General features: G+C 63.4%; 23 protein-coding genes. 14 read left to right on the plus strand and 9 right to left on the minus strand.

All coding sequences use genetic code 11. The features are described from left to right. Positions 1–101: 101 nt before the first annotated feature. Both AC2FNS_RS13320 and AC2FNS_RS13325 read left to right on the plus strand, forming a co-directional pair. Complete coding sequence (locus AC2FNS_RS13320; RefSeq protein WP_496803877.1) at positions 102–701, plus strand: L,D-transpeptidase; 600 nt, start codon at positions 102–104, stop codon at positions 699–701. A gap of 140 nt (positions 702–841) precedes the next feature. Then, on the plus strand, positions 842–1,024 hold the full coding sequence (locus AC2FNS_RS13325) for a hypothetical protein (RefSeq protein ID WP_010442520.1): 183 nt from the start codon (positions 842–844) through the stop codon (positions 1,022–1,024). Between the two features lie 74 nt (positions 1,025–1,098). Here AC2FNS_RS13325 and hemH read toward each other — a convergent pair whose 3' ends face one another. Then, on the minus strand, positions 1,099–2,148 hold the full coding sequence (hemH, locus tag AC2FNS_RS13330) for a ferrochelatase (RefSeq protein WP_496712756.1): 1,050 nt from the start codon (positions 2,146–2,148) through the stop codon (positions 1,099–1,101). 56 nt (positions 2,149–2,204) lie between these two features. Next, complete coding sequence (locus AC2FNS_RS13335; protein ID WP_496797496.1) at positions 2,205–3,035, minus strand: methyltransferase domain-containing protein; 831 nt, start codon at positions 3,033–3,035, stop codon at positions 2,205–2,207. Here AC2FNS_RS13335 and AC2FNS_RS13340 point away from each other — a divergent pair. The 4 genes from AC2FNS_RS13340 to AC2FNS_RS13355 are packed head-to-tail and all read left to right on the plus strand — an operon-like array spanning position 3,016 to position 5,360. Further along, entirely contained in the window at positions 3,016–3,780 is a 765-nt protein-coding gene (locus AC2FNS_RS13340; RefSeq protein WP_496712760.1) for a ComF family protein, read from the plus strand. The two genes, AC2FNS_RS13335 and AC2FNS_RS13340, sit on opposite strands and share 20 nt — an antisense overlap. Positions 3,781–3,817: 37 nt before the next feature. After that, entirely contained in the window at positions 3,818–4,075 is a 258-nt protein-coding gene (gene grxC, locus AC2FNS_RS13345) for a glutaredoxin 3 (RefSeq protein ID WP_005979317.1), read from the plus strand. Beyond that, on the plus strand, positions 4,075–4,905 hold the full coding sequence (locus tag AC2FNS_RS13350) for a carbon-nitrogen hydrolase family protein (protein WP_496803878.1): 831 nt from the start codon (positions 4,075–4,077) through the stop codon (positions 4,903–4,905). Before grxC ends, AC2FNS_RS13350 begins: the two co-directional genes overlap by 1 nt. Positions 4,906–4,919: 14 nt before the next feature. Then, a complete protein-coding gene (locus AC2FNS_RS13355) occupies positions 4,920–5,360 on the plus strand; it encodes a MarR family winged helix-turn-helix transcriptional regulator (protein ID WP_093963629.1) in 441 nt (146 codons plus the stop codon). Positions 5,361–5,363: 3 nt separating this feature from the next. Here AC2FNS_RS13355 and ubiG read toward each other — a convergent pair whose 3' ends face one another. Beyond that, positions 5,364–6,110 carry a bifunctional 2-polyprenyl-6-hydroxyphenol methylase/3-demethylubiquinol 3-O-methyltransferase UbiG gene (gene ubiG / locus AC2FNS_RS13360; RefSeq protein WP_093963628.1) on the minus strand — a complete coding sequence of 249 codons (747 nt, stop codon included), beginning with the start codon at positions 6,108–6,110 and terminating at the stop codon, positions 5,364–5,366. A 48-nt stretch (positions 6,111–6,158) separates the two neighbouring features. Here ubiG and pip point away from each other — a divergent pair, with 48 nt between their 5' ends. From pip to infB, 6 genes are all read left to right on the plus strand, one after another. Next, on the plus strand, positions 6,159–7,136 hold the full coding sequence (gene pip / locus AC2FNS_RS13365) for a prolyl aminopeptidase (RefSeq protein WP_496712764.1): 978 nt from the start codon (positions 6,159–6,161) through the stop codon (positions 7,134–7,136). Beyond that, positions 7,133–7,954: an ABC transporter substrate-binding protein gene (locus AC2FNS_RS13370; protein WP_496712766.1), complete on the plus strand. Its 822-nt coding sequence runs from the start codon at positions 7,133–7,135 to the stop codon at positions 7,952–7,954. Before pip ends, AC2FNS_RS13370 begins: the two co-directional genes overlap by 4 nt. 182 nt (positions 7,955–8,136) lie before the next feature. Then, entirely contained in the window at positions 8,137–8,727 is a 591-nt protein-coding gene (rimP, locus tag AC2FNS_RS13375; protein ID WP_496797495.1) for a ribosome maturation factor RimP, read from the plus strand. Next, a complete protein-coding gene (nusA, locus tag AC2FNS_RS13380; protein WP_496727650.1) occupies positions 8,727–10,409 on the plus strand; it encodes a transcription termination factor NusA in 1,683 nt (560 codons plus the stop codon). The genes rimP and nusA overlap by 1 nt, the downstream gene beginning before the upstream one ends. Positions 10,410–10,431: 22 nt before the next feature. Continuing rightward, on the plus strand, positions 10,432–11,055 hold the full coding sequence (locus AC2FNS_RS13385) for an RNA-binding protein (RefSeq protein ID WP_496680463.1): 624 nt from the start codon (positions 10,432–10,434) through the stop codon (positions 11,053–11,055). Positions 11,056–11,063: 8 nt separating this feature from the next. Further along, the gene (gene infB / locus AC2FNS_RS13390) at positions 11,064–13,547 is read left to right on the plus strand and encodes a translation initiation factor IF-2 (RefSeq protein ID WP_496712204.1); all 2,484 of its coding nucleotides are present in this window, start codon (positions 11,064–11,066) and stop codon (positions 13,545–13,547) included. Positions 13,548–13,599: 52 nt separating this feature from the next. On the opposite strand, the gene AC2FNS_RS13395 is transcribed toward infB, so the two are convergent. From AC2FNS_RS13395 to AC2FNS_RS13410, 4 genes are all read right to left on the minus strand, one after another. Further along, positions 13,600–14,427: an alpha/beta hydrolase gene (locus tag AC2FNS_RS13395; RefSeq protein WP_496712203.1), complete on the minus strand. Its 828-nt coding sequence runs from the start codon at positions 14,425–14,427 to the stop codon at positions 13,600–13,602. A 3-nt stretch (positions 14,428–14,430) separates the two neighbouring features. After that, entirely contained in the window at positions 14,431–15,318 is an 888-nt protein-coding gene (locus AC2FNS_RS13400) for a tryptophan 2,3-dioxygenase (RefSeq protein WP_496797685.1), read from the minus strand. Between the two features lie 64 nt (positions 15,319–15,382). Next, on the minus strand, positions 15,383–16,411 hold the full coding sequence (gene tdh, locus AC2FNS_RS13405) for an L-threonine 3-dehydrogenase (RefSeq protein ID WP_496683816.1): 1,029 nt from the start codon (positions 16,409–16,411) through the stop codon (positions 15,383–15,385). Positions 16,412–16,425: 14 nt separating this feature from the next. Further along, positions 16,426–17,610 carry a glycine C-acetyltransferase gene (locus AC2FNS_RS13410; RefSeq protein ID WP_496712200.1) on the minus strand — a complete coding sequence of 395 codons (1,185 nt, stop codon included), beginning with the start codon at positions 17,608–17,610 and terminating at the stop codon, positions 16,426–16,428. Between the two features lie 194 nt (positions 17,611–17,804). Here AC2FNS_RS13410 and AC2FNS_RS13415 point away from each other — a divergent pair, with 194 nt between their 5' ends. Further along, on the plus strand, positions 17,805–18,125 hold the full coding sequence (locus AC2FNS_RS13415; RefSeq protein ID WP_496683782.1) for a hypothetical protein: 321 nt from the start codon (positions 17,805–17,807) through the stop codon (positions 18,123–18,125). A 44-nt stretch (positions 18,126–18,169) separates the two neighbouring features. Here AC2FNS_RS13415 and AC2FNS_RS13420 read toward each other — a convergent pair whose 3' ends face one another. Further along, positions 18,170–18,739, minus strand: a complete 570-nt coding sequence (locus AC2FNS_RS13420) for a helix-turn-helix domain-containing protein (protein ID WP_496712199.1) — start codon at positions 18,737–18,739, stop codon at positions 18,170–18,172. 117 nt (positions 18,740–18,856) lie between these two features. Here AC2FNS_RS13420 and AC2FNS_RS13425 point away from each other — a divergent pair, with 117 nt between their 5' ends. Further along, complete coding sequence (locus tag AC2FNS_RS13425) at positions 18,857–20,032, plus strand: acetyl-CoA C-acyltransferase family protein (RefSeq protein ID WP_480722334.1); 1,176 nt, start codon at positions 18,857–18,859, stop codon at positions 20,030–20,032. A 94-nt stretch (positions 20,033–20,126) separates the two neighbouring features. Here AC2FNS_RS13425 and AC2FNS_RS13430 read toward each other — a convergent pair. Further along, positions 20,127–21,252, minus strand: a 1,126-nt coding sequence (locus tag AC2FNS_RS13430) for an AarF/UbiB family protein (RefSeq protein WP_496803879.1), incomplete at its 5' end; no start/stop codon positions are given.

The raw sequence follows: 21,252 nt of genomic DNA on the forward strand, positions 1-21,252 counted from the left end.
GCCGATGTTCGCGTATTTCTGCCGGTTTGATTTGCGACTGAAGCATTCTGGCAATAAACTGCCTGCGAATTTCAATACTGATTATCAAAGGACCTTTTGGCATGGCCAAGAAAGACATTCACCTGACTTCGCGCCGCGGGTTCCTGGCCGGGGGCACTTCCCTGTTGGCCAGCCCGGCGATCGCGCAGTTCATCCCCGGCGATCCACTGCGCCCCGCGCCCGAACCCGAACCGCCGGTCCGGCGCAATGTTTCCGGGTTTCGCGCCATGGAGTGGCAGCCCTATTTCTCGAACATCCGAAACGGGGCGATTCTGGTCGATACGGTTTCGCGCGCGTTGCACTACTGGTCCGAGGATCAGACGGTGTACAAGCTGTACCCGTCCTCCGTTCCGCTGACCGAGGAACTGACCCGCCGTGGCCGTACCAGCGTCATCCGCAAGGTTGTGGGGCCCAGTTGGTCGCCGACGCCTTCGATGAAGAAGAGAAACCCGGAATGGCCCGACTATATCCCGCCGGGACCTGACAACCCGCTGGGAACGCATGCTTTGTATCTGAGCTGGAAATATTACCGCATCCACGGCACCCACGACACGCGCAAGATCGGGCGGCGGTCGTCGAACGGGTGCATCGGCCTGTTCAACGAACATATCGCCGAATTGTACGCTTTGACCAAGGTCGGCACGCAAGTGTTGCTAATTTGACGACATTTTCGCGCGCCAAGCCGCCGGTGGCACAAGTTGCAATTGCATTCTCGACGCTTTGCTGCTTAGAAAAAACCACGAGGTAAGTCATAGGTGCGGGGCTCCAGTATCCCGGGGCCACGCAAACTTTGGAGGTTAACATGAAGAAACTCGTTCTCGCTGCTGCTCTGACCGCTGCCGCTTCGACCGCATATGCCGGCAACCTGGAAGAGCCGGTTGTGGAAGCACCGGTTGTTGTCGAAGAAACCCAGGGCTCGTCGCAGGGCATCATCCTGCCGCTGATCCTGCTGGTCGTCGTCGCAGCAGCTGTTGCCGCAAGCTAAGTCCAGCGGACAACGACAAAAAAGAAAGGCGGTGGATGTCCACCGCCTTTTTTCATGCGTTTTCCGAGGCCGGTTCAGTCCAGCCAGCCTTTCAGGTTGTCCGCGATCACTTTTCCCAAGGCCGCGATATGCGCGTCCTCGTCGTTCAGGCAGGGGATATAGGTGAAGGTCTCGCCGCCTGCCTCTTCAAAGCTCTCGCGGATCTCCTCGTTGATTTCTTCCAGCGTTTCGATGCAGTCCGACGAAAACGCCGGGGCGATGACGGCGATGTTCTTTTTGCCCTGCCGGGCCAGTTCCGCGACGTGGTCGACGGTGTAGGGCTTCAGCCATTCCTCGGGTCCGAATCGTGACTGGAAGGTGGTCACCAGTTGATCATCCGCCCAGCCTAGCCGTTCTTTCAGCAGTCGTGATGTCTTGGCGCACTGGCAGTGGTACGGATCACCCTGCATCAGATAGCGTTCCGGCATGCCGTGATAGGAACACACCAGAACGTCCGGCTTGTTCTCCATGGCCGCATAGGCGCGCTCGACCGACTGCGCCAGGGCGTCGATATAGGCCGGCTCGTCGAAATAGGCCGGCACCGTGCGGCTGGCGGGCTGCCAGGCCTCCTCCATCAGCGCGCGAAAGAACTGGTCGTTCGCGGTGGCGGTCGTGGCGCCCGCATATTGCGGATAGAGCGGGAAGAACAGGATGCGGTCGCAGCCCTCGGCCACCATCTGGCGGACCTTAGACTTGGTCGAGGGGTTTCCATAGCGCATGCAGAAATCCACCATGACCTTGTCACCATAGCGGTCCTGCATCGCCGCGCGCAGCTTGGCGGTCTGGTCCTTGGTGATGGTCATCAGCGGGCTTTCGCCCTTGTCGTGGTTCCAGATCGATTTGTACGCCGCGCCCGAGCTGAAAGGACGTTTGGTCAGGATGATCGCCTGCAGAATCGGCTGCCATTTCCAGGCCGGATAGTCGATCACCCGACGGTCGGACAGGAACTCGTTCAGATAGCGGCGCATCGGCCAATAGCTGTAATCGTCCGGCGTGCCGAGATTGGCCAGCAGGATGCCGACACGGCCCATCTTGATCTTGGGGTGATCTGCGGGCGCGTGCGCGGGGCGGATGGCATCGAACATGGTGGCTTTCCTGAGTTTTTCCGTAAGTGCCTGAATTAATCGGATCGACCGCGGGGTCAATCGGACAGTTTGCCTTCTTTCGTGCCTAAGGCTTGGGCGAGGCTGACCTGGGCCGAACCGGGCCGCAGCGGCTTGGGCTGGCTGGCATCCGGTGCCCAGCCGGTTAGGCAGACCAGCTCGAAAGTTGCCGTCAGGCGCCCGTCGGGGGCGGTGAAGCTTTCGGCATAGATCTGCTGTGCGCGTTGAAACACGGTCCGGCGCGTGGGGTATTTCAACCGTTCGGTCATCGCGTTGGCCTCGCCCATGGCGCGCAGGTCGGCCATCAGGTGCCACAGGTCGCGGTAGGTCGCCGTCAGCGGCACCCGGTCGGCCACGGGCAGGGCCAGCCCGGCGCGTTGCAGCAGGGCACCAAGGTCGCGCAGTTCTGCCATCGGCGCGACACGGGGGCTGAGCCCGCCGGTCACCTCAATCTCGGCCTGACCCAGCGCTGCCCGCAATTCGTGCAGCGTCTCGCCGCCCAGACAGACCACCAGCAACAGCCCGTCCGGTTTCAGGGCGCGGGCGCATTGGATCAGCTGTCCAACCGGGTCATTGGCCCAATGCAAAGCCATGGCGTGGATCACCAGATCATGCGCGCCCGAGGACAGGTCCAGCACCTCGTCATCAGGCACGATGCGCGTGCCGTTCAGAACGCCTGCCCATACCTGGGCAAAAGGGGTCACGATCGCGGGCGCCGTAAAGGTTTTATTAACCACGGCAAGGCGATCCTGCACCTCGTCGACGGCGGCGCGGTGCAAGAACAGGGCGTCGTCCCGGGCCCGGGCGCGATGCGCGGCCAGGGCGGATCGGTCAAACAATGAGGGTGTCTTGGCTGCGGATTGGTCCATAGGGCGCAGTTATCGCATATGGCAGCGGATTCAAACCGCCATCGAGGTCGTGTACCCTCCGCGCTGCATCGGTTGCGGCGAGATGACCGAGTCGGATTTCGGGCTGTGTGGGCCATGCTGGCGCGAGACGCCGTTCATCGGGGGGATGGTCTGTGCCAGCTGCGGCGTCCCGTTGCCGGGCGAGGACGACGGCGACCGGGTCGAATGTGATGACTGCATGCGTCAGCCGCCACCCTGGTCCGAGGGGCGCGGGGCGCTGCTGTACGCTAGCAAGGCGCGGGCGCTGGTTTTGGCACTGAAACATGGCGACCGGACGGAACTCGCCAGACCCGCGGCGCAATGGATGGCCGGGGCCGGGCGGGCCTTGGTCCGGCCGGGCATGCTGATTGCGCCGGTACCACTGCACTGGTCGCGCCTGTTGAAGCGTCGGTACAACCAGTCGGCGCTGCTGGCGCAGCATCTGGGCAAGACGGTCGGGCTGCCGGTTTGCCCTGACCTGCTGTTACGCAGCCGGCGCACCCCTGCGCTGGAAGGGAAAACGGCCGCCGAGCGGGCCGAAACGCTGCGCGATGCGATCACCGTGCATCCGAGGCGGGCGGACCGCCTGAAGGGGCGCCACGTGCTGCTGGTCGATGACGTGATGACATCGGGCGCGACCTTGGCGGCCTGCGCCCGCGCCTGCCGGGTGGCCGGGGCGGATGATATTTCCGTGTTGGTACTGGCGCGCGTTGCCAAGGATGCCTAATTCCCCCTAGATTGCGCGAAATCCAAGGGAACGGACCATGAAACCGGTTGTCATCTATACATCGCCGCTGTGCGGCTTTTGCCACGCGGCCAAACGGCTGTTGAATCAGAAAGGCGTCGCCTATGAGGAGATCGACGTTCTGATGAACCCCAAACGCAAGCCCGAGATGATCCAGCGGGCGGGCGGACGGCGCACGGTGCCGCAGATCTTCATTGGTGACACCCATGTCGGTGGCTGCGACGACCTGTACGAACTCGAACAGGCCGGCAAGCTGGACCCACTGTTGGCCGCCTGATGAAAACCGCCCTGCTGCAGATCACCTCGTCGGACGACCCGGCCGCGAACCTGGACATGGTGCGTGCCATGATGGCCGAGGCCGCGGACCGGGGCGCGCGGTTCATCCTGACGCCCGAGGTCACCAACTGCGTCTCGACCAGCGCAACGCGCCAGCGCGAGGTGCTGCAGCACGAAGAAGACGACATCACCCTGGCGGGCCTGCGCGAACAGGCGGCGGAATTGGGCGTATGGCTGCTGATCGGATCGCTGGGGCTGAAGACACATGACGCCGACGGGCGGTTCGCCAACCGGTCCTTTATGATCGACCCGCAGGGCGGGATCGTGGCGCGCTATGACAAGATCCACATGTTCGACGTGCAGGTCACCGAGACTGAGACCTTTCGCGAATCGGCCAGCTATCGCCCCGGGTCGCGGGCGGTCATCGCCGAGACCGCCTTCGGCAAGGTCGGCATGACCATCTGCTATGACATCCGGTTCCCGCATCTGCACGCCGCGCTGGCACAGGGCGGGGCCACGATCCTGACGGTTCCGGCGGCGTTCTCTCCGGTGACCGGCGCGGCCCATTGGGAACCGCTGCTGCGCGCCCGCGCCATCGAGACCGGCTGTTGGGTCATTGCCCCCGCGCAGACCGGGGAACACCCCAAAACCCGAGGCAAAACGCGCCATACCCATGGGCATAGCATGGTCGTATCGCCCTGGGGCGAGGTGCTGATCGACGCAGGCACTCAGACCGGCATTCACTTTTTTGATCTGGATGATAGGTCTGTTACAGAGGCATGGCGGCGCGTGCCGTCCCTGACACATGTTCGCCCGTTCGACGGGCCCTGATCCAGAGCCGGGTAATGACTGACGAAACCAACGCCCTGGCGGTCGCGCTGTTCAGCGAGATCCTGACTGCGGACCAATTGCTGCGGAACCGGCTGAGCCGGGTTCTGCCCAAGGGAATGGAAATCTCGCATTTCTCGGTGCTGAACCACCTGGTGTTCGTGGGGGGCGAGCGGACGCCTGCCCAACTGGCCCGCACATTCCATGTGACCCGTGGGGCGATGACCAACACCTTGGCCAAACTGGAATGGGCCGGATACATCCACATCCGCCCCGATTGGGACGATGCCCGCCGCAAGATGGTGGCGATCAGCCCCGCAGGCCGACGGGCGCGCGATCAGGCGATCTCGGCTATCGCACCTCTGATCAACCGGGTCGTGGGCGAACTGGGCCTTGAGCGTGTGCGCGCGACCCTGCCGGTTCTGCGCGACCTGCGCATGAAACTGGAAGAGGAATAGGCCTCAGCCCGGCTTCACGCTGGCGGTGACGTAGTTCACGCTCAGATCCCGGTCCGAGATCGACCAGCTCCAGGTGATCGGGTTGAACACGAACCCCTTGCGGTCCACCGGGTCCAGACCAGCCTGGCGCAGCAGATCGAACAGCTCGTCCGGGGTGATGAACTTGGACCATTCATGCGTGCCGCGCGGCAGCCAGCGCATGACGACCTCGGCCCCGAAAATCGCCATCGCATAGGATTTCGGGTTGCGGTTGATGGTGGAACAGATTTCCAGCCCGCCGGGTTTCAGCAGCTGTTGCGTGGCGGTCAGATAGGCCAGCGGATCGGCCACATGCTCGACCACCTCCATGTTCAGGACCACGTCGAACTGTTCGCCCGCGTCGGCCAATGCCTCGGCGGTGGTGTGGCGATAGTCGATCTGCAGGCCGGATTGTTCGGCATGGATTCGGGCCACGGGCAGGTTGCGCTCGGCCGCGTCGGCGCCTACGACATCGGCGCCCAGCCGCGCCATCGGCTCGCTCAGCAGCCCGCCGCCGCAGCCGATATCCAGCAAGCGCAGGCCCTCGAACGGTTTCGCTGCCGTCAGGTCCCGGTCGAATTCGCCCGCGATCTGCTGTGTGATATAGTCCAGGCGGCACGGATTCAGCATGTGCAGAGGTTTGAATTTCCCGTGCGGGTCCCACCATTCGGCGGCCATGGCCTCGAATTTTGCGATCTCGGACGGGTCAACCGTGTTCGGATGCGCTTGCATTCCTGTCTCCGTGTGCTCTTTTACGCTGAAGGACTATATAGGGCCATAATGGACAAATACCCGGACCAAAAGCGCGCAGTGCAATATCTTTACCCGCCGGTCGATCCGTTCGACCAGCGCGTGGTGGATATGGGCGACGGGCACCGCATCTATGTGGAACAATGCGGAAATCCCGACGGGATTCCCGTGGTGGTTCTGCATGGGGGCCCCGGCGGCGGCTGCAGCCCGGCCATGCGGCGCTATTTCGACCCCGAGGTCTACCGGGTGATTCTGTTCGACCAGCGCGGCTGCGGCCGGTCGCGGCCCACGGCCTCGGTCGAGAACAACACAACCTGGCACCTGGTGGCCGATATCGAGCGTCTGCGGAAACTGTTCGAGATCGACGACTGGATCGTATTCGGCGGCAGCTGGGGCGCCACGCTGGCGCTGATCTATGCCCAGACCCATCCCGACCGGGTGACCCGCCTGGTTCTGCGCGGCGTGTTTCTGGCCACGCAGGCGGAGCTCGACTGGTTCTATGGCGGCGGGGCCGGCAAGTTCTGGCCCGAGCAATGGGCGCGCTTCACCTCGTTGCTGCGCGACTCGGAGCTGTCCGACACCATCGGCGCCTACAACAAGCGGCTGTTTTCGGGCGATCGGGCGACCGAGATACTGTACGCCCGCGCCTGGTCGCATTGGGAAAACGCGCTGGCCTCGATCCACACGAACGGGGCCGTCGGTGAAAGCCCCGGCGAATATGCCCGCACCTTCGCGCGGCTCGAGAATCACTATTTCATCAACAAGGCGTTTCTGGAACATGACGGTCAGATTTTGGATCAGATGGACCGGATCGCGCATATTCCCGGCCATATCGTGCAGGGCCGTTACGATATGATCTGCCCCCCGCAGGCGGCCTGGAGCCTGGCCGAGAAATGGCCCGAGGCAGAGCTGAAGATGGTGCGGCAGGCTGGTCACGCCCTGTCGGAACCCGGGATCAGCGCCGAACTGGTGCGCGTCATGGACCGAGCCGCGCAGGAGGTGGCATGACCCGCATCGACCGCCGTGCTCTGTTCACTTCGGGTGCCGCCGCAGCCCTGCTGGCCGCGACGGGGGCCTCGCTGGCGGATACGCCGAAATTGGGCGGCGTGCTGCGCATCGCCGTGCCGCGTGACGACAGCCTGGACCGGCTGGCCCGGGGTGCGGTGTTCGACACCCTGACCGAGATCGCGCCGGACGGCACTCTGCGCGGCGAGTTGGCAACCGCTTGGCAGACCGATTCCGAGGCCCGGGTCTGGACGTTCGACCTGCGTGCGGATGCGGTGTTTCACGACGGTGCGGCACTGACGGCCGAGGATGTTCTTGCGGTCCTGTCCGAGGTCGGGCGCACCGAAGCCCTGGCGCCGGACCGCATCCAGATCCAACTGGCCGAGGCCAACCCCGGCCTGCCTTTCCTGCTGGCCGATACCCGGTTTGTCATCACCCGCGATGGGCAGAGCGTTTCGCCGCTGCAGCAGGCGAACGGCACCGGGTGTTACCGGGTCGAACGCGCCGAAGACGGGCGCCATTTCCGCGGGCGCCGGGTAGATGGCCACTACAAGGATGGTCATGCCGGCTGGCTGGAGGCGGTCGACATCATCGTGATCCCCGACCCGGCCGTGCGCGCCGAGGCGCTGCGCGACCGTTATGTGGACGTGTCGGTGCTGCCGGCGGCGCAAGGGCTGCGTGGTTTGGGTGATGTGCGGTTCTTCCCCAGCGAATCGGAGATGTCGCTGGCGATCTCCGGCTCCGTTGGCCTGCCGCGCCGGATCGGGCGGGGCGCGCCATTGGACGATGGGCGAATCGCGGAACGCTGGTGGATAGCCTGAACCCGGCCTGAAAACCGACGCCGATTGTCGGTTGGTTGACGGCAGGGGTTGCAGACTCGGGTCGTCCTGCGTATATGCAATTGCAACAGCGGCGTGTCGGACTTCTGGTCCGAGGCTCCACCGGAAAATTCGACGGGCCGCGCGCCCGTTTTTTTGTGCCCGATCGAAGGGTAGAGCACCATATGACAAACGACCTGATAGCCAAGGCGGCGATCGACCGACGATTGGCCGAGATCATCACTCCGGTGATCGAGGATCTGGGGTATGAGTTGGTCCGCATCCGCCTGATGAGCGGCAAGCAGACCACGCTGCAGATCATGGCCGACAAGCCCGATGGTGGCATCGAGGTGGATGATTGCGCCGAGATCTCGAACGCGGTCAGCGCCACGCTGGATGTCGAGGACCCGATCCTTGACGCCTACACGCTCGAGGTGTCCAGCCCCGGCATCGACCGCCCGCTGACGCGGCTGAAGGATTTCGAGACGTTCGAGGGCTACGAGGCCAAGCTGGAAACCGCCGAGCTGATCGACGGCCGCCGCCGCTTCAAGGGGGAACTGGCAGGCGTCGAGGGGGATGAGGTTCTCATCAACATCCCGCAAGGGGATGAAACCATCACCATCGGTCTGAAATTCGACTGGCTGAGCGATGCCAAGCTGGTTCTGACCGATGACCTGATCAAGGAAATGCTGCGCCAGCGCAAGGATGCCGGCGCCCTGAACGAAAACGCTTTCGACGAGATTGAGACCGAAGGGTCCGAAGAGGAGACGAACTGATGGCAATCACCTCAGCAAACCAGCTTGAGCTGTTGCAGACCGCCGAGGCCGTGGCCCGCGAAAAGATGATCGACCCCGGTCTGGTCGTCGAAGCGATGGAGGAATCGCTCGCCCGCGCCGCCAAGAGCCGTTACGGCGCCGAGATGGACATCCGCGTGTCGATCGACCGCAAGACCGGCAAGGCGACTTTTACCCGCGTCCGCACCGTGGTCGATGAGGAAGAGCTTGAGAATTATCAGGCCGAGATGACCGTCGATCAGGCGCGCGCCTATTTCGAGCCCAGCAAGGGTGGCCGCGCGGTCTGGCTGCGCGACGGACAGCCGATCGAGGATTTCTCGACCGGTCCGCAGGTGGGCGACGTGTTCCAGGAAGAGGTTCCGCCCGTGGAAATGGGCCGGATCGCCGCGCAGTCGGCCAAACAGGTCATCCTGCAGAAGGTCCGTGAGGCCGAGCGCGACCGCCAGTACGAAGACTTCAAGGATCGTGTCGGCACCATCATCAACGGCGCCGTCAAGCGCGAGGAATTCGGCAACGTGATCGTCGATCTGGGCGGGGCCGAGGCGGTTCTGCGCCGCAACGACAAGATCGGTCGCGAAAGCTATCGCCCCAATGACCGGGTGCGCGCCTACATCAAGGAGGTCCGTCGCGAACCGCGCGGTCACCAGATCTTCCTGTCGCGCACCGCGCCCGAGTTCATGGCCGAGCTGTTCAAGATGGAAGTACCGGAAATCTATGACGGCATCATCGAGATCAAGGCCGTGGCCCGCGACCCCGGATCGCGCGCCAAGATCGCCGTGATCTCGTATGACAATTCCATCGACCCTGTCGGTGCCTGCGTCGGTATGCGCGGCAGCCGCGTGCAGGCTGTCGTGAACGAGCTGCAGGGCGAAAAGATCGACATCATTCCGTGGAACGAGGATCAGCCGACCTTCCTGGTGAACGCGCTGCAGCCGGCCGAGGTTTCCAAGGTGGTTCTGGACGAGGAAGCCGGCAAGATCGAGGTCGTCGTACCTGAGGAACAGCTGTCTCTGGCGATCGGCCGGCGTGGTCAGAACGTGCGACTGGCCAGCCAGCTGACCGGTCTGGACATCGACATCATGACCGAGGCCGAGGAATCGGCCCGCCGCCAGAAGGAGTTCGAGACGCGGACCAAGCTGTTCATGGACAGCCTCGACCTGGACGAATTCTTTGCCCAACTTCTGGTTTCGGAAGGCTTCACCAACCTCGAAGAGGTCGCCTATGTCGAACTGGACGAGCTGCTGGTGATCGACGGCGTCGATGAAGGCACCGCGCATGAGCTGCAGGCACGCGCCCGCGACGTTATCGAGGCCCAGGCCAAGGCGGCGCTGGACAACGCCCGCGCGCTGGGCGCCGAGGACAGCCTCATTGAATTCGAAGGCCTGACACCCCAGATGGTTGAGGCACTGGCCAAGGACGGCGTGAAAACGCTCGAGGACTTCGCCACCTGCGCCGATTGGGAACTGGCCGGCGGCTGGACCACGGTTGATGGCCAGCGGGTCAAAGATGACGGTATCTTGGAACCCTTCGGCGTGTCGCTGGAAGAGGCGCAGGATCTGGTCATGACCGCGCGGGTCATGCTGGGCTGGGTCGATCCCGCCGAGCTGGAGCAGCCCGAGGAAGACGCTGAGGGCGAAACGGTGGAAGAGGAGGCCGAGGCCTGATCTCGGGCCTCGGATGACGTGAATGAGTCGCGGTGGCGTCCATAAAGATCGGTCCGACGGGCCAGAGCGGAAATGCATCGCCACGGGCGAGGTGCAGCCGAAATTCGGCCTGATCCGCTTTGTAACCGGCCCGGACGGTCAGGTGTTTCCGGACGTCGCGGCGAAACTGCCGGGGCGTGGGGTCTATGTCTCGGCAGATCGCAAGGCGCTGGATACGGCTGTCGGCAAGAAGCTGTTTGCGCGCGGGTTCAAGGCGCAGGTCACCGTGCCGCAGAACCTGGTGGACGAGGTCGAACGACAATTGTCGCGCCGGGTGGTCGAGCTGATCAGTCTGGCGCGCAAGTCGGGTGACGCGGTCGCGGGCTATGAAAAGGTCAAGACCTGGCTGGACCGGGAACAGGCCTGGGTGCTGATCCAGGCGGTTGACGGGTCGGGGCGCGGCAAGTCCAAGCTGAGCACGCCGCATTTCGGCAAATACATCGGCTGGCTGACCGCGGACGAGCTTGGACAGGCATTTGGGCGCCAAACGGTGATTCATGCGGCGCTCGCCTCTGGCGGACTCGCCAAACGTGTTGTAGAGGAAGCGCAGCGCCTGCGTGGCTTGCGCGAAACGGATGACGGCGGCAAGAGCCGCGCGGAAGGGTAAGAAGCTTTATGAGCGATAGTGACGGCAAAAAGACATTGGGTCTGCGTGGCGGGGCACGCCCCGGGAACGTGAAACAGAGTTTCAGCCACGGACGGACCAAGAATGTCGTGGTGGAAACCAAACGCAAACGCGTGGTGGTTCCCAAGCCGGGAGCGACCAAACCCAGCGGCGGCGCTGCGCCGGCGGGTGATCCTTCGCGTCGGCCGGCCGGGATTTCCGACGCCGAAATGGCGCGGCGCCTGAAGGCGTTGCAGGCCGCAAAGGCACGCGAGGCCGAAGAGGCCGCCAAGCGTGAGGCCGAAGAAAAGGCGCGCGCCGAAGAGCGCGAGCGCCGTCGCGCCGAACAGGAGGCCAAGGAGCGCGAACAGCGCGAGGCCGAAGAAAAGGCGCGCCAGAAGGCGGAAGAAGAAGAGCGCCAGCGCAAGGAGGCCGATACGGCCGCTCAGCGTGCGGCCGCCGAGGCCGCCGCAGCGAAAGAGGCGCCCAAGGCCAAGGCCGCGCCGGCGGGCAAGGCGCCTGCCGAATCGCCGCGCAAGACCGACCGCGAGCGCGAACAGCGCCAGAGCCGTGGCAAAGGCCGTGACGATGGCCGCCGTTCAGGCAAGCTGACCCTGAACCAGGCGCTTTCGGGCGGCGAAGGTGGGCGTCAGCGGTCCATGGCCGCGATGAAGCGCAAGCAGGAGCGCGCGCGCCAGAAGGCCATGGGGGGATCGGTCGAGCGTGAAAAGGTGATCCGCGAGGTTCAGCTGCCCGAGACGATCGTGGTCTCGGAACTGGCCAACCGTATGGCGGAACGTGTGGCTGACGTCGTCAAGTCGCTGATGAACATGGGCATGATGGTCACGCAGAACCAGAGCATCGACGCCGACACCGCCGAACTGATCATCGAGGAATTCGGCCATAAGGTCGTGCGCGTGTCCGACGCCGATGTCGAAGACGTCATCGCCGATATCGAGGACAAGGAAGAAGACCTGCAGCCGCGTCCGCCGGTCATCACCATCATGGGTCACGTCGACCACGGCAAGACCTCGCTGCTGGATGCGATCCGCAACACCAAGGTCGTGTCGGGCGAGGCCGGTGGAATCACCCAGCATATCGGTGCCTATCAGGTGCAGACCAACGACGGCACCACGCTGACCTTCCTGGATACGCCGGGCCACGCGGCCTTTACCTCGATGCGCTCGCGCGGGGCACAGGTGACCGATATCGTGGTTCTGGTGGTTGCCGCCGATGACGCGGTGATGCCGCAGACCGTCGAGGCGATCAATCACGCCAAGGCTGCCGGTGTTCCGATGATCGTGGCGATCAACAAGATCGACAAGCCCGAAGCCAACCCGGACAAGGTGCGCACCGACCTGCTGCAGCACGAGGTGATCGTAGAGAAGATGTCCGGCGACGTTCAGGATGTCGAGGTTTCGGCCATCACGGGCCAGGGCCTGGACGATCTGTTGGAAGCCATCGCGCTGCAGGCCGAGATCCTCGAGCTGAAGGCCAACCCGAACCGCGCCGCACAAGGTGCCGTGATCGAGGCGCAGCTGGACGTGGGCCGTGGCCCGGTTGCGACTGTGCTGGTCCAGAAGGGCACGCTGCGCCAAGGCGACATCTTCGTCGTAGGCGAGCAGTACGGCAAGGTCCGCGCACTGATCAACGACAAAGGCGAGCGCGTCCAGGAAGCCGGGCCTTCGGTTCCGGTCGAGGTCCTGGGTCTCAACGGTACGCCCGAGGCCGGTGACGTTCTGAACGTGACCGAGACCGAGGCGCAGGCCCGCGAGATCGCCGAGTACCGTGCGCAGGTCGCCAAGGACAAGCGCGCCGCCGCCGGTGCCGCGACCACGCTGGAACAGCTGATGCAAAAGGCCAAGGAAGACGAGAACGTGGCCGAGCTGCCCATTCTGGTCAAGGCCGACGTGCAGGGCTCGGCCGAGGCGATCGTGCAGGCGATGGAGAAGATCGGCAACGACGAGGTGCGCGTGCGCGTGCTGCACTCGGGCGTCGGCGCCATCACCGAAACCGATATCGGCCTGGCCGAAGCGTCGGGGGCTCCGGTCTTTGGCTTCAACGTGCGGGCCAATGCCTCGGCGCGCAACACCGCCAACCAGAAGGGTGTGGAAATCCGCTACTACTCGGTGATCTACGACCTGGTGGATGACGTCAAAGCCGCCGCCTCGGGCCTGCTGAGCGCCGAGATCCGCGAGAAGTTCATCGGTTATGCCGAGATCAAGGAAGTGTTCAAGGTCACCGGCGTCGGCAAGGTTGCCGGCTGTCTGGTCACCGAGGGTGTTGCCCGCCGTTCGGCCGGCGTGCGTCTGCTGCGCGACAACGTGGTGATCCACGAAGGCACGCTGAAGACTCTGAAACGCTTCAAGGACGAAGTGGCCGAGGTTCAGTCGGGTCAGGAATGCGGTATGGCGTTCGAGAACTACGACGATATCCGCCCCGGCGACGTGATCGAGATCTTCGAGCGCGAGGAAGTGACCCGCACGCTGGATTGATCCGGCCGAAATCGAAAGAAACGGCGGTCCCCAGGGGCCGCCGTTTTCGTTTTCAGGGGTGGTCGTTCAGAAACGTCGCGTCCTTGAGGATGATGTCGAAATGGTGCGTGCCCGGCTGCAGATCAAAGCTGACGGCATGGCCGGCCTTGCGCAACGCTTCGGCATAGTCGCGGCTCTGGCGGATGAACTCGCCGGTGTCCCGCTCGCCCACCGTGACCCGATAGCGCGGCCCGGGCGCCGGCAGGTTCAGGATGGGGGACAGGTCGTGCAGCTCGACCGGGGTCAACTGCAGCGGATCGTTGACCGGGGTGAGGCTGATCGGTTCCAGGTCGTAGACGCCGCTGATCAGGATGACTTCGCGCACCCGCAAGCCTATCCGGGCGAATTGGTCGGCCGATGTCGCCATGACCATCGCCGCCAGATGCGCGCCGGCGCTGTGCCCGGAAAGGGTGACATGCGAGGCGTTGAACCCCAGCGACTTGGCCCGGGTGGCCAGCCATAGCAGCGCGGTCCGGCATTCATCGACCATCTGACCCAGCCGCGCGTCGGGGGCGAGCGTGTAGTTCACCGTTGCAAAGGCCTGCCCGCTTTCGACCAGCGCGGGCGCCATCATCGCCGAATCGCGCTGGCTGAGCGCCTGCCAATAGCCGCCATGGATGAACACATGCAGCGGTGCGCCGGGCGTTCGGGCGGGAAAGAAATCCAGCACCTGCGCGGGCGTTTCGCCATAGCCGAGGTTCTCTTGCACCGTCAGTTGCGACCGTGCCTGTGCGCTTAGCGCCGAATAGGCCGCCAGATAGGGCGCAAGGTCGCCGCCGATCATCGAACTGGGCGCGTATTCGCGTTCCAGCTCGCTTTGGGGAAATCCGCGATACAGCATGGCTCAGCCCTGTCCGCCATACATCAGGTCACTGCGTACGTCATAGAGATCGTGGAAAAACCGCAAGTCCAGCGCCTTGCGCAGGAAGGCCACGCCGCTGGAGCCGCCGGTGCCGGGCTGCATGCCGATCACACGTTCGACGGCGGTCGCATGGTCGAAGCGCCAACGCTGGAACAGCGATTCCACATCCATCAGCTTTTCGCCCAGCGCATACAGGTCCCAGTACCGGCCAGTGTTCCGGTAGATCTCGGCCCAGATTTTCACGATGCGCGGATCACCTGAATAGGTCTTTGAATAGTCCCGGTCCAACAGGTCCTGCGGCACGTCAAACCCCTGCCGCGCCAGTATGTGCAAAACCTCGTCATACAGCGACGGCTTGACCAGGGCGGCGGTCAGCATCTCCATCACTTCGGGGTCGTGCTCGTGCACCTTCAGAGTGGCGGTGTCCTTATTGCCCAGGATGAATTCGATCTGGCGATAGCCATAGCTTTGGAAGCCGGATGAATTGCCCAGCGCCCTGCGGAAGGTCATATAGTCAGCGGGCGTCATGGTCAGCAGGGTTTCCCACGCGGCGATCAACTGCCGCTGGATCGCCTTGATCCGGTCCAGGTTCTTCATCGCAGGGCCGAACTCATCCTGCTGCAGGAACCGGCGCACCTCGACCAGCTGATGGTGCATCAGTTTCAGCCACAGCTCGCTGACCTGGTGGATGATGATGAACAGCATTTCATCGGGTTGGGCCGGGTCCTGAAAGGTTTTTTGCAGGTTCAGCAGGGTCTTGAGCTGCAGGAAGTCGCCATAGCTTTTGCGGTGGGTATCCGCGAAATCGGTCACCAGCGTGTCTTCGATTCCGCGTTCCAGCGGGCGGTCGCCCTTGGCTTTGTCGGCCATCTCATTTCCTCCCCGGCATGTGTGCGCACCTGTCTAGAAGGTGCGTTGGCAACTATCCAGAGGGTCAGGTCCAATCCAGCACCACCTTGCCCGATTTTCCCGACTTCATGGCGGCAAAGCCCTGCGCAAAATCATCGACGGCAAAGCGATGGGTGATGACCCGGCTGACATCCAGCCCGTTCTGCAGCATCGCGATCATCTTGTACCAGGTCTCGAACATCTCGCGGCCGTAGACGCCCTTGATGGTGATCGCCTTGAACACAATGCGGCTCCAGTCGACGGGCGATTTGCCGGGCGGAATGCCCAGCAGGGCGATCTTGCCGCCCATCACCAGCGCCTCGACCATCTGGTCCAGCGCCGCCTGCGAGCCCGACATTTCCAGCCCCACGTCAAAACCCTGGCTCATGCCCAGGTCGGAAATCACCGATTGCAGGTCTTCCTCGGCCACATTCACTGCCCGGACCGAGGGTACGACATGCTGCGCCAGCGCCAGCCGATCGGGGTTGATGTCGGTGATCACCACATGCCGTGCGCCTGCATGGCGGGCCACCGCGGCGGCCATGATCCCGATCGGGCCCGCGCCGGTGATCAACACGTCCTCGCCCAGCAGATCGAAACTCAGCGCAGTGTGCACCGCATTGCCCAGCGGGTCGAGTATCGCGCCGATCTCGTCCGGAATGTCGTCGGGCAGGGGCACCACGTTGAAGGCCGGCAGCTTGAGATATTGGGCAAAGGCACCCTGTTCGTTCACCCCGATCCCGCGCGTGCCCGGGTCGAGGTGGAACTTGCCCGCGCGGCTCTGGCGGCTGTCGGTGCCGATCAGGTGGCCCTCGCCCGAGCAGCGCTGGCCGATCTTCAACCCGGTCACATTGCGGCCCAGCTCGACGATCTCGCCGGCGAATTCGTGGCCGGTGATCATGGGGACGGGCACCGTGTGCGCCGCCCATTCATCCCAGTTCCAGATATGGATGTCGGTGCCGCAGATCCCGGTCTTCTTCACGCGGATCAGAACCTCGTCGGGGCCGATCTCGGGGACCGGGGCCTGCACCATCCACAGCCCTTCTTCGGGCTTGGACTTCTCAAGCGCCTTCATCGTGTTGGGCCGCATCAGATCACCCCCAATTCTTTGCCGACCTTGCCAAAGGCCGCCAAGGCGCGGTCCAGCTCGTCGCGGGTCAGCGCTGCGTTCATCTGGGTGCGAATGCGGGCCTGGCCACGCGGGACCACCGGAAAGAAGAAGCCCGAGACATAGACCCCTTCGTCGAACAGGTGGGCGGCCATGTCCTGCGCCAACTGCGCCTCGCCCAGCATTACGGGGATGATCGGATGTTCACCCGGAAGCAGGTCGAACCCCAGCTTTTCCAGCCCGGCGCGCCAGTATTTGGCATTGCCGAACAGCTGCTTGCGCAGCATGTCGCCGTCTTCGACCAGGCGGATCGCCTCGAGCCCGGCAGCGACGATGGACGGCGGCAGCGAATTCGAGAACAGATAGGGCCGCGCCCGCTGCCGCAGCAGGTCGATCACTGGCTGCGGCCCGGCGATATAACCGCCGATTGCCCCCCCAAGTGCCTTGCCCAATGTCCCGGTCAGAATGTCCACGTCCACGCCAAAATGATCCGGCGTGCCTGCGCCGCGCGGCCCCATGAAGCCGGTGGCGTGGCAGTCATCGACCATCACGATCGCGTCGTATTTGTTGGCCAGTTCGCGGATCTTGGGCAGGTTGGCCAGGTAGCCATCCATCGAGAACACGCCGTCGGTGGCGATCATGATGTGCCGGGCACCGTCCTCGCGCGCCTGTTTCAGCCAGGCTTCGAGGTCGTTCATGTCATTGTTCATGTAGCGATAGCGTTTGGCCTTGCACAGTCGGATCCCGTCGATGATCGAGGCGTGGTTCAGACTGTCCGAGATGATGGCATCCTCGGGTCCCAGCAGGGGTTCGAACAACCCGCCATTGGCGTCGAAACAGGCCGCGAACAGGATCGAATCGTCCTTGCCCAGAAACTTGGCCAGCCGATGCTCAAGCTCGCGGTGGATGTCCTGCGTGCCGCAGATGAACCGGACCGAGGCCATGCCGAACCCTTTGGGCTCCATCGCACTCTTCGCGGCCTCGATCAGCGCCGGATGGTCGGCCAGACCCAGGTAATTGTTGGCGCACAGGTTGATGACCTGACGTCCGCCCACCGTGATCTCGCTGCCCTGGGGCGAGGTGATCATTCGTTCCGTCTTGTACAGGCCTTCCGCCTTGATCTGCGAGAGGGTGTCCGTGATGTGAGATAGGAATGCATTTGCCATCTGGGCCTCCATAGCTCCCGGGTGTCTATCATAGCGGATGTGTTTCCGAAATAGGAGAATTTCAGTATTACGGAAAATTTTCTTACATTACGGATTGAAGGAAGCTTTAAGTGATAACTTTTTGCTGAACTCAATGTGATCCGCTTTTTTCCACGCCGCGTATTCATTTGCATATCAACTGGGAGGGAAACGATATGATTAAGATTTCATCAGCCGCGGCGCTGGCTCTGATGTTCGGTGCAACAGCGGCTTTCGCGGGGCCTGGCAAAGGCAATACCGGTGGTGGTAACAGTGGGCTTGCTCAGTCGATGGCCGGGGCTGTTTCAGGTGGTGCGGCCACGCTTGGTCGAGACTTTGGAAGCAAAGGCAAAGGAACCGCTTCGGCGGTGAGCGGCGGCGGAAATGGCGGCTGGGGCAATGTTGGAAGCAGCCTCAGCAGCATTACCGGTACAGACGGCCAGGTTTCCAACCGTGGAGGAACCCGCGGCGCAAACGACCTACCCGACGAGGAATAATTTATCAATCCGGACTGGCCGCCTGTTCAGGCGGCCGGTCGATCCTATCGACCGGTTTTCACAATTAGAAAAACGCGTGCCGGTCCATTATGCGCAGTGATCGAGTGCGCAACATCCGCTGCATAACGCCCTGTGTCGCCTTGATGCAGAACCTCAGTTGCAGTGCCGGATTCAATCTCGACCGATCCCATCAAAACAGTCAAATGTTCACGAGAGCCTTTTGCATGCGGTTGGCTGATCAGTTTTCCGTCCGGCTCGAACCAGATATCGTACACTTCGTGCCCACCGGCATCTTCTGGCGGGGAAAGGATTCCGATCCGACAGCCATACCCCATATTGTCGATACTGGGCACATCGGACTGTTTCAGTACTTCGATTGTGTCGCCCTGAACCTCTTCATCCAGAAGCCCGGCAAAGTCTACGTTCAGCGCACGTGTCAGGTTCCACAATGTCGCAATGGTGGGGCTGCTTTCGCCGCGTTCGATCTGGCTGACCATCGACCGGGACACGCCGCTGAGGTTGGCCACCGCTTCCAGTGACAGCCCCTTGGCGCGCCGGGCCTCTTTCAGTCGGGCGGGCAGGCGTGTCAGGATATCGTCTGAGTTTTCCGTCATGGCGGAATTTTTTGCGCGTCCGGGCGGGAATTGTCAATTCCGCCGATGACGGAACGTCCCGCGCGACAGGCCCATACTGCGGGTGCATACTGCGCGCAAATCCAAGAGGAGAGAGACATGACCGACATCGTGATTCTGGATGGTGCCCGCACCGCAATCGGTACGTTCGGAGGGTCGCTGGCCGCGACCGCGCCGATCGATCTGGCCACCGTCGTGACTAAGGCCGCGCTTGAGAAATCCGGCGTCGCAGGCGACCAGATCGGGCATGTGGTGTTCGGGCATGTCATCAACACCGAGCCGCGCGACATGTACCTGTCGCGCGTTGCCGCGATGCAGGCGGGCATTCCGAACGGCACCCCGGCGATGAACGTCAACCGGCTGTGCGGGTCGGGTGCGCAGGCCATCGTGTCAGCGGCGCAGTCGCTGATGCTGGGGGATGCCGAGTTTGCCGTGGCCGGCGGCGCCGAGAACATGTCGCGCAGCCCTTATATCGTTCCGCAGGCGCGTTGGGGTGCCAAGATGGGCGACATCAAGTCGCTGGACATGATGCTGGGCGCGCTGAACTGCCCCTTTGGTACCGGGCACATGGGCGTCACCGCCGAGAACGTGGCCGATGAGCACCAGATCACGCGCGAGGAGATGGACGCGTTTGCGCTGACCAGCCAGCAACGGGCCGCGGCCGCGATCGAGGCGGGCTATTTCGACAGCCAGATCGCGCCGGTGCAGGTCAAGGTCAAGCGCGACATGGTCGATTTCAAGGTCGACGAGCATCCCAAGGCCACCACGGCCGAGGCCCTGGCCGGGCTGCGGCCGGTGTTCCAGAAGGATGGGCGTGTGACCGCGGGCAACGCCTCGGGCATCAATGACGGTGCGGCGGCAATGGTTCTGGCCACGGCGGGTGCCGCCGAGAAAGCCGGCCTGACGCCCAAGGCGCGCATCCTGGGTTATGCCCATGCTGGTGTTCGTCCCGAGGTAATGGGAATCGGCCCGGTTCCGGCCGTGCGCAACCTGTTGGAACGGACCGGCTTGTCGGCGGGCGATTTCGACGTGATCGAAAGCAACGAGGCTTTTGCCGCCCAGGCGCTGGCGGTGAACAAGGAACTGGGGCTGGATCCGGCAAAGGTGAACCCGAATGGCGGGGCCATCGCCCTGGGTCATCCGGTGGGGGCCACCGGGGCGATCATCACGCTGAAGACTCTGTACGAGTTGGAACGCATCGGCGGGTCGAAAGGGTTGATCACCATGTGCATCGGTGGCGGGCAGGGGATTGCCATCGCCATCGAACGGCTCTGATCCTGGGCTGGGCAGGGGGGCTGTCTGCCCCCCATCGCGCCGGGGCGCGATTCCCCCCGAGGATATTTTTGGCCAGATGAAGCGACGGCGCCTTTCAGCCAAAGCCCGAAAGGATCAGGACGGCCACTGCCCCGGCGGCTGCTCCGATCGCGGCGGGAATGGCCTTGGGCCAGAAATCTGAACCGGATGGATCACCGTTGCGGGTCTGGGCGATCAGGGCGTTCTCGACCAGATCAGGCAGGCGTGGGCCGAATCGCGCAAGAACCAGCGCTGTTTTTCCAAAATCCCGTAGGGCGGCACGGGGGCCGATGGACTGCCTGATATAGTCCTCGACCACGGGGCGGGCGACTTCCCAGATGTTGATATGCGGGTCGAGCGAGCGGGCGACGCCTTCGACCACCACCATCGTGCGTTGCAGCAGGATCAGTTCGGTGCGGGTTTCCATGCCGAAGCGTTCGGTCACCTCGAACAGGTAGTTCAGCAGGCGGCCCATCGAGATATGGGTGGCATCCATGCCGAAAATCGGCTCGCCCACTGCGCGCAGGGCGCGGGCGAATTCATCAACGTCCTCGTCGGCCGGGACGTAGCCTGCTTCGAAATGCACCTCGGCCACGCGCTTGTAGTCGCGGCGGATGAAGCCGAAGAGGATTTCGGCATAGACGCGGCGGGTGTATTCGTCGATATGGCCCATGATGCCGAAGTCATAGGCGATGATGTCCCCATTCGCGGCGACCTTGAGGTTGCCTTGGTGCATGTCGGCGTGGAAGAAGCCGTCGCGCAGGGCGTGCAGCAGGAACAGGCGCAGCACGCGGTTGGCCAGGTCGCGGCGGTCGTGATTGGCGGCGTCCAGCGCGGCGTTGTCACCCAGCGGGATACCATCGGCCCAGCTGAGCGTCATGACCCGGCGCGCGGACAGAGACCAAACCACGGGCGGCAGCCAGAAGCCTTCGTCGTTCTGCGTGTTGGCGGCAAATTCCGAAGCCGCCGAACTTTCGAGCCGGAGATCCAGTTCGCCGCGGACGACGCCGTCGAAATGCTCGATCACTTCCATCGGGCGCAGACGGCGCGCACCGGGGGCGAAAAGCCGGACGATCCGGGCGGCGAAATAGAACGCATCCACATCCTTGCGGAACGCGCGTTCGATGCCGGGGCGCAGGACCTTGACGGCCACGTCCTCGCCTGTGCTGGCCAGTTTGGCCTTGTGGACCTGCGCGATCGAG

The sequence above is a fragment of the Ruegeria sp. BHSA191 genome, from assembly GCF_059613325.1.

What these genes read in the sequence shown, in the direction of transcription:
- AC2FNS_RS13320 (WP_496803877.1), top strand. Translation starts at nt 102, where the DNA reads ATGGCCAAGAAAGACATTCACCTGACTTCGCGCCGCGGGTTCCTGGCC.
- AC2FNS_RS13325 (WP_010442520.1), top strand. Translation starts at nt 842, where the DNA reads ATGAAGAAACTCGTTCTCGCTGCTGCTCTGACCGCTGCCGCTTCGACC.
- hemH (WP_496712756.1), bottom strand. Translation starts at nt 2,148, where the DNA reads ATGTTCGATGCCATCCGCCCCGCGCACGCGCCCGCAGATCACCCCAAG.
- AC2FNS_RS13335 (WP_496797496.1), bottom strand. Translation starts at nt 3,035, where the DNA reads ATGGACCAATCCGCAGCCAAGACACCCTCATTGTTTGACCGATCCGCC.
- grxC (WP_005979317.1), top strand. Translation starts at nt 3,818, where the DNA reads ATGAAACCGGTTGTCATCTATACATCGCCGCTGTGCGGCTTTTGCCAC.
- AC2FNS_RS13350 (WP_496803878.1), top strand. Translation starts at nt 4,075, where the DNA reads ATGAAAACCGCCCTGCTGCAGATCACCTCGTCGGACGACCCGGCCGCG.
- AC2FNS_RS13355 (WP_093963629.1), top strand. Translation starts at nt 4,920, where the DNA reads ATGACTGACGAAACCAACGCCCTGGCGGTCGCGCTGTTCAGCGAGATC.
- ubiG (WP_093963628.1), bottom strand. Translation starts at nt 6,110, where the DNA reads ATGCAAGCGCATCCGAACACGGTTGACCCGTCCGAGATCGCAAAATTC.
- pip (WP_496712764.1), top strand. Translation starts at nt 6,159, where the DNA reads ATGGACAAATACCCGGACCAAAAGCGCGCAGTGCAATATCTTTACCCG.
- AC2FNS_RS13370 (WP_496712766.1), top strand. Translation starts at nt 7,133, where the DNA reads ATGACCCGCATCGACCGCCGTGCTCTGTTCACTTCGGGTGCCGCCGCA.
- rimP (WP_496797495.1), top strand. Translation starts at nt 8,137, where the DNA reads ATGACAAACGACCTGATAGCCAAGGCGGCGATCGACCGACGATTGGCC.
- nusA (WP_496727650.1), top strand. Translation starts at nt 8,727, where the DNA reads ATGGCAATCACCTCAGCAAACCAGCTTGAGCTGTTGCAGACCGCCGAG.
- AC2FNS_RS13385 (WP_496680463.1), top strand. Translation starts at nt 10,432, where the DNA reads ATGAGTCGCGGTGGCGTCCATAAAGATCGGTCCGACGGGCCAGAGCGG.
- infB (WP_496712204.1), top strand. Translation starts at nt 11,064, where the DNA reads ATGAGCGATAGTGACGGCAAAAAGACATTGGGTCTGCGTGGCGGGGCA.
- AC2FNS_RS13395 (WP_496712203.1), bottom strand. Translation starts at nt 14,427, where the DNA reads ATGCTGTATCGCGGATTTCCCCAAAGCGAGCTGGAACGCGAATACGCG.
- AC2FNS_RS13400 (WP_496797685.1), bottom strand. Translation starts at nt 15,318, where the DNA reads ATGGCCGACAAAGCCAAGGGCGACCGCCCGCTGGAACGCGGAATCGAA.
- tdh (WP_496683816.1), bottom strand. Translation starts at nt 16,411, where the DNA reads ATGAAGGCGCTTGAGAAGTCCAAGCCCGAAGAAGGGCTGTGGATGGTG.
- AC2FNS_RS13410 (WP_496712200.1), bottom strand. Translation starts at nt 17,610, where the DNA reads ATGGCAAATGCATTCCTATCTCACATCACGGACACCCTCTCGCAGATC.
- AC2FNS_RS13415 (WP_496683782.1), top strand. Translation starts at nt 17,805, where the DNA reads ATGATTAAGATTTCATCAGCCGCGGCGCTGGCTCTGATGTTCGGTGCA.
- AC2FNS_RS13420 (WP_496712199.1), bottom strand. Translation starts at nt 18,739, where the DNA reads ATGACGGAAAACTCAGACGATATCCTGACACGCCTGCCCGCCCGACTG.
- AC2FNS_RS13425 (WP_480722334.1), top strand. Translation starts at nt 18,857, where the DNA reads ATGACCGACATCGTGATTCTGGATGGTGCCCGCACCGCAATCGGTACG.